6 protein-coding genes are annotated in these 5,762 nt (G+C 68.7%); 4 read left to right on the top strand and 2 right to left on the bottom strand.

Annotated elements, in window-relative coordinates:
* Positions 1 to 3: 3 nt before the first annotated feature.
* Entirely contained in the window at positions 4 to 924 is a 921-nt protein-coding gene (locus tag PHX69_RS14920; RefSeq protein WP_288044747.1) for a tetratricopeptide repeat protein, read from the bottom strand.
* A gap of 121 nt (positions 925 to 1,045) precedes the next feature.
* Here PHX69_RS14920 and purE point away from each other — a divergent pair, with 121 nt between their 5' ends.
* From purE to PHX69_RS14900, 4 genes are all read left to right on the top strand, one after another.
* The gene (gene purE, locus PHX69_RS14915) at positions 1,046 to 1,540 is read left to right on the top strand and encodes a 5-(carboxyamino)imidazole ribonucleotide mutase (protein ID WP_288044745.1); all 495 of its coding nucleotides are present in this window, start codon (positions 1,046 to 1,048) and stop codon (positions 1,538 to 1,540) included.
* On the top strand, positions 1,537 to 2,775 hold the full coding sequence (locus PHX69_RS14910) for a 5-(carboxyamino)imidazole ribonucleotide synthase (protein ID WP_288044742.1): 1,239 nt from the start codon (positions 1,537 to 1,539) through the stop codon (positions 2,773 to 2,775). Before purE ends, PHX69_RS14910 begins: the two co-directional genes overlap by 4 nt.
* Before the next feature lie 7 nt (positions 2,776 to 2,782).
* Positions 2,783 to 3,790, top strand: a complete 1,008-nt coding sequence (locus tag PHX69_RS14905; RefSeq protein WP_288044739.1) for an L-threonylcarbamoyladenylate synthase — start codon at positions 2,783 to 2,785, stop codon at positions 3,788 to 3,790.
* Positions 3,791 to 3,854: 64 nt separating this feature from the next.
* Positions 3,855 to 4,799, top strand: coding sequence for an SGNH/GDSL hydrolase family protein (locus PHX69_RS14900; RefSeq protein WP_288044737.1), 945 nt, complete (start codon positions 3,855 to 3,857; stop codon positions 4,797 to 4,799).
* 83 nt (positions 4,800 to 4,882) lie between these two features.
* Here the strand turns inward: PHX69_RS14900 and PHX69_RS14895 are convergent.
* On the bottom strand, positions 4,883 to 5,762 hold an 880-nt coding region (locus PHX69_RS14895), incomplete at its 5' end, for an SGNH/GDSL hydrolase family protein (RefSeq protein WP_288044735.1).

The following is a 5,762-nucleotide window of genomic DNA, read 5'->3' as shown; positions in this document are numbered from 1 at the left end:
CGGTCAGCTCAGCACCACGCTGGACAGGCGGCGGCGGTAGGTGGCCACCAGCGGGTCTTCGGGCGGGATCTGGCCGTCGGCCACTTTCACCTTGGGCGGCTCGATGATTTCGAGGATGGCCACGTACAGCTTGCGCGCGGCCTCGTCGCTCCAGGCTTTGTCGCGCATCAGGATTTCGAGCAGCTCGTCCATGGCGTCTTGCCAGCGCTGCTGGGCGATGAGCCAGCGGGCGCGGCCCAAGCGGGCGTCAAAATCGCGCTTGTTGGCGGCAATTTTGGCATCAAATTCGGCCCCAGCGCCCGCGCCACCTGCGCTAGTAGCTACAAAATCAAGAGCATCCATCCACGCCTTCAGCGCGCCCAGCTTGCGCGAGGTGCCCGCCTTGGCAATCACCGGGGCAAAGGCGACTTTGGCGTCGTCTTCGCGGCCCAGTTGCAAGAGCAGCTTGACGTAATCGAAGCGGGCGTCGTCATTGGCCGGGTCGGCGGCCACGGCGTGCTGGAGTTTTTCCAGGGCGGTGTCGGTGTCGCCCTCGGCCAGGGCGTCCAGGGCTTGTTCTTCTTCGACTTGCGCCTCGGCCTCGGCGGCGCTGGGCACATGTTTGTCAAGAAAGGCGCGCACCTCGGCCTCGGGCAGCGCGCCGGTAAAGCCATCGACCGGCTGGCCCTGGTGGAACAGCACACACAGCGGGATGCTGCGCACGCCCAGCATTTGCGACAGCTGACCGGCAATTTGCGGCACCTGGTCGGCATCGAGCTTGGCCAGGATGAAGCGCCCGGCGTAGTCGGTTTCGAGCTTTTCCAGCACCGGCCCCAGTTGCTTGCAGGGGCCGCACCAGGGCGCCCAGATGTCCAGCAGCACCGGCGCCTGCATGGACGCTTGCAGCACTTCGGCTTCAAAATTTTCGAGGGTGATGTCAATCATGGCTCAAGCTTCCTGGCGATGGAGGGAATGGGAGGGAACGGGGGTGGGTGGCAAAAAGTAAAATCGCGGGTTCACACTTTGGCGGCCAGCGGCCAGCATGGCGCACCGCTCTCCACACACTATGAACCCCATCCAGATCGGTGTGGTCATGGGCTCCAGCAGCGACTGGGACACCATGCAGCACGCAGTGCAGATTCTCCAGCAATTCGACATCCCGCACGAGGCGCGGGTGGTTTCAGCGCACCGCATGCCTGACGACATGTTTGCCTATGCCGAAGCGGCTGCGGGCCGGGGCCTGAAAGCCATCATTGCCGGTGCGGGCGGCGCCGCCCACCTGCCGGGCATGATCGCCGCCAAGACCACGGTGCCGGTGCTGGGCGTGCCGGTGGCCAGCCGCCACCTGCAAGGCGTCGATTCGCTGCACAGCATCGTGCAGATGCCCAAGGGCATTCCGGTGGCCACGTTTGCGATTGGCACGGCGGGCGCGGCCAACGCGGCGCTGTTTGCCGTGGCCCTGCTGGCCAACGAGAACCCCGCACTGCGCCAGCGCCTGGAGGCTTTCCGCGCCGCCCAGACCGAGGTAGCGCGCAACATGACCCTGCCGCCCGCCGCATGACCGATCACACCACCCCCTTGCGCGTGGCCCAGCCCCCCGAAGGCGCCTGCGCCGCAGCCACCGGCAGCGCCCCGGCGCCACGGGTTTTGCTGCCCGGCGCCACGCTGGGCGTGCTGGGCGGCGGCCAGTTGGGCCGCATGTTTGCGCACGCGGCGCAGGCCATGGGTTACTTCACCGTGGTGCTCGACCCCGATCCGGTCAGCCCCGCCGGGCTGGTCAGCCACCACCACATCCAGACCGGCTACGAAGACCCCGACGGCCTGGCGCGCCTGGCCGCGCTGAGCGACGCCGTGACCACCGAGTTCGAGAACGTACCCGCCGCCTCGCTGGCGGCGCTGGCCGGGCAGTGCCCCGTGGCCCCAGCGGCGCGCGCCGTGGCGGTGGCGCAAGACCGCGCCCAGGAAAAAGCCCACTTTGTGCGCTGCGGCGTGCCCTGCGCGCCCTATGCGGTGATCGAGACGGCCGCGCAACTGGCCGCCATCTCCGGCGATTTGCTGCCCGGCATCCTCAAAACCGCCCGCATGGGCTACGACGGCAAAGGCCAGGTGCGCGTGGCCACGCCCGCCGAGCTGGCCGCTGCCTGGGACTCGGTCGGCCAGGTGCCCTGCGTGCTGGAAAAAATGCTGCCGCTGGCGCTGGAGTGCTCGGTCATCGTGGCGCGCGGCGCCGATGGCAGCGTGGTCAACCTGCCGGTGCAGCGCAATTTGCACCGCAACGGCATCCTGGCCGTGACCGAGGTGTATGAACAAAATCTGCCTCCAGCCCTTGCGCAGCAAGCGGTAGCAGCTTCCAAATCGATAGCAACCGGCCTGCACTACGTGGGCGTGCTGTGCGTGGAATTTTTTGTGCTGCAAGACGGCAGTCTGGTGGTCAACGAGATTGCACCGCGCCCGCACAACAGCGGCCACTACAGCCAGAACGCCTGCGACGTCTCGCAGTTCGAGCTGCAAGTGCGCGCCCTGGTGGGCCTGCCGCTGGTGCAGCCGCGCCAGCACAGCGCCGCCGTCATGCTCAACCTGCTGGGCGATTTGTGGTTTGCCCATGGCGATGTAGCGCACACGCCGCCCTGGGATCAGGTGCTGGCATTGCCCGGCACGCACCTGCACCTGTACGGCAAAACGCAGGCCAAGCACGGGCGCAAGATGGGCCACCTGAACATCACCGCCGCCACGGCAGAAGCCGCACGCGCCACCGCGCTGCAAGCGGCCGCGCTGCTGGGCATTGCGCCGTTCTGAGGCCGCCATGGTTGTTGACGGCACCCTGCCCGACTCCATCACTGCCGCTGCCCGCGCCCTGCGTGCGGGCGCGCTGGTCGGTTTGCCCACCGAAACCGTGTACGGCCTGGCCGCCGACGCGGGCAACGACGCTGCCGTGGCACAAATCTTTGCCGCCAAAGGCCGCCCCAGCGACCACCCGCTGATCGTGCATGTGGCCGACGCCAGCGGCATGGCCCACTTTGCCCGCGAGGTGCCCGCGTTTGCGCAGGCGCTGGTCGATGCCTTCTGGCCCGGCCCGCTCACGCTCATCCTGCCGCGCCTGGCGGGGGTGGCCACTGCGGCCACCGGCGGGCAGGGCAGCGTGGGCCTGCGCTGCCCGGCGCACCCGGTGGCCCAGGCCCTGCTGCGCGCCTGCGCCAGCAGCGACCCGGCCCTGGGCGGCGCCCCCGTGTGGGGCGTGGCCGCGCCCAGTGCCAACCGCTTTGGCCGCGTCAGCCCCACCACCGCCGCGCATGTGCAGGCCGAGCTGGGCGACGCGCTGCTGGTGCTCGATGGCGGCGCCTGCGCCGTGGGCATCGAATCGACCATCATCGACTGCACGCGCGGCGTGCCCGTGCTCTTGCGCCCCGGCGCCATCACGCGCGACCAGATCGCCGCCGCTTGCGGCCTGCGCCCACTCTCAAAAGAAGAGCTGCCTGCGCATACCCCGCGCGCCTCAGGCACACTTTTGACCCACTATGCGCCCAGCGCCAAAGTGCGGCTGATGGATGCCAAGGCACTGCAAGCGGGGCTGGACGTGCTGGGCCAGGACGCCGCGCACCTGGCGGTGTACGCCCGCGCCAGCCTGCACAGTGCCAGCGGCGGCGTGCTGCTGCGGCGCATGCCCACCGATGCGGCCACCGCCGCCACCGAACTGTTTGCCGCCCTGCGCAGCTTTGACGACGCGGGCGTGCGCCTGATCTGGATCGAGACCCCGCCCGACACCCCCGACTGGGAAGGCGTGCGCGACCGGCTGCAACGCGCCGCCGCCTGAACACGCCCGGCCACCGCACCACCCCCCGCTTACACTGACCCCCCACCACACCGGAGAACACAACATGGCAGCAAATTGGATGCGCCGCACCGCCCTGGTCGCCGCATGTGCGTCGGCCGCACTGCTGGCGGCCTGCGGCTCCAGCAGCATCGAGTCCGCCCTCAAACCCCAGCAGCTGATTGCCTTTGGCGACGGCTACAGCTATGTGGGCAACCAGCGCTACACCGTCAACAACGCCAGCGCCAACAACTGGACGCTGCAACTGCTGGACCACTACCAAAAGAACGGCTCGGCCGCCGGTGGCCTGCACAGCTTTGCGGAAGGCAATGTGCGCATCACCGACCCCACGGATGCCGCTGGCAAGCCCGGCACGCGCACCGTCACCGCCCAAATTGACGAGTTTCTGGCCACAAAAACTCTGGCGCCCAACGATTTGCTGCTGGTCAACGGCGGCATCAGCGACCTGATCGTGGGCATGGCCGCCGTGCGCGCGGGCACCCAGACGCCCGACCAGTTTGTGGCCAACGCCCGCCTGAACGGCCAGGCGCTGGCCGCGCAGGTGCGCCGGCTGGTGGCGGCAGGCGCCTCGCACATCGCCGTCACGGGCACCTACGACCTGGGCAAAACGCCCTGGGCCAAATCCATAGGCCAGGAGGCCCTGCTCAGCCAGGCCAGCAGCCGCTTCAATGAAGCGCTGCTGGTGGCCCTGAACGACCAGAGCCAGCATGTGCTGTATGTGGATGCGGCCTATTACGTGAACCTGTACGAGTCCTCGCCCTCGTCGTTCTCGTTCAACAACGCGACCACGCCGGTGTGTACCTCGGTGGACGCGGGCAACGGCATTGGCATCGGGCAGGGGCAGGTCAATTCGGCCCTGTGTACCTCGGCCACCTTGCTGCCAGGCGCCGACGCAGACCGCTACGTGTTTGCCGATGCGGTGTACCTGACGCCCTCGGCCCACCGCCAGCTGGGCACCTACGCCTACGACAAGCTGCGCGCACGCTGGTAAGCGCGCCCCGCCCACACAAAAAAAGGACGTGTACCCCACGTCCTTTTTTTGCGTTCAGCCGCCAATCACGGCGGCGGCAAAGCTCAGAGCGCGCCTGCGCTGTCCAGGCGCTCGATCACGTAATCGGCAATCAGGCGGTGGCCCCGGGGCGTGGGGTGTACGTCATCGGCATACAGGTAGCCGTCGGTGTCGGCGGCGGTGGTGCTGCGCTGGGTGCAGGCCAAAGAGCTGCCGCCCAGCGGGTTGAGCGCCACATCGGTGCTGCACGCCATGCCGGTGAGGTTGGTCAGACCAAAGCGTGCGGGCGCGGCCACTTGCTCGCGGCCCCGGGCAAACACATCGGCCCAGACCACGGAGGCGCCTTGCAGCCCGGTCTGCAACTGGGTGTTGAAGGTGACGGCCAGGGTGGTGATGAGCTGGCGCGTGGCGGCATCGCGCTCCAGGGCCAGCGGGGTGTTGCCCACATCGGGCACGTTGGCCACCAGCACCTGACCGGCGCCCTTGGCCAGCACCTGCTGGCGCACCAGGGTGGCCAGGGCAGCGCCTGCCTGTGCCATGTTCTGCACGGCGGCAGCGGCGGCGGCATCCACGGCGCCCGCGCCCCCGGCGGCCACGGCGGTCTGGGCAGCCTCACTCCAACCGGCGGCCAGGGCAGCGCCCACGGCAGCGTTGCCACCTTGCGCGGCAGCTGCCACGGCATTGAGGTTCATGAACAAATCGTTGGCGCCCGCCATCACCGTGACCAGTTCGGTGCCGCTAAAACTGCCGCCCGTGCGCGACAAATGGGTGGTGATTTGCGTCTGCACTGGCGTGGCCGTCATGCCGATGGTGGTGCCAAAGAACGGTGCGTTCTGCAACGCCACGCTGTGCGGCCCCACCGGGCTGGTGACGCGGGCACCGCCCTGGGCGTAGTTCTGGCAACCACCCACGCTGGTGACGGGTGCGCCGACCAGGCCGGGCACG

Origin of the sequence: Simplicispira sp., from assembly GCF_028687295.1 — a bacterium.
Lineage (GTDB): Bacteria > Pseudomonadota > Gammaproteobacteria > Burkholderiales > Burkholderiaceae_C > Simplicispira > Simplicispira metamorpha.
Note: the sequence above shows the minus strand (reverse complement) of the source record. Positions and strands in the feature narration are given on the sequence as shown.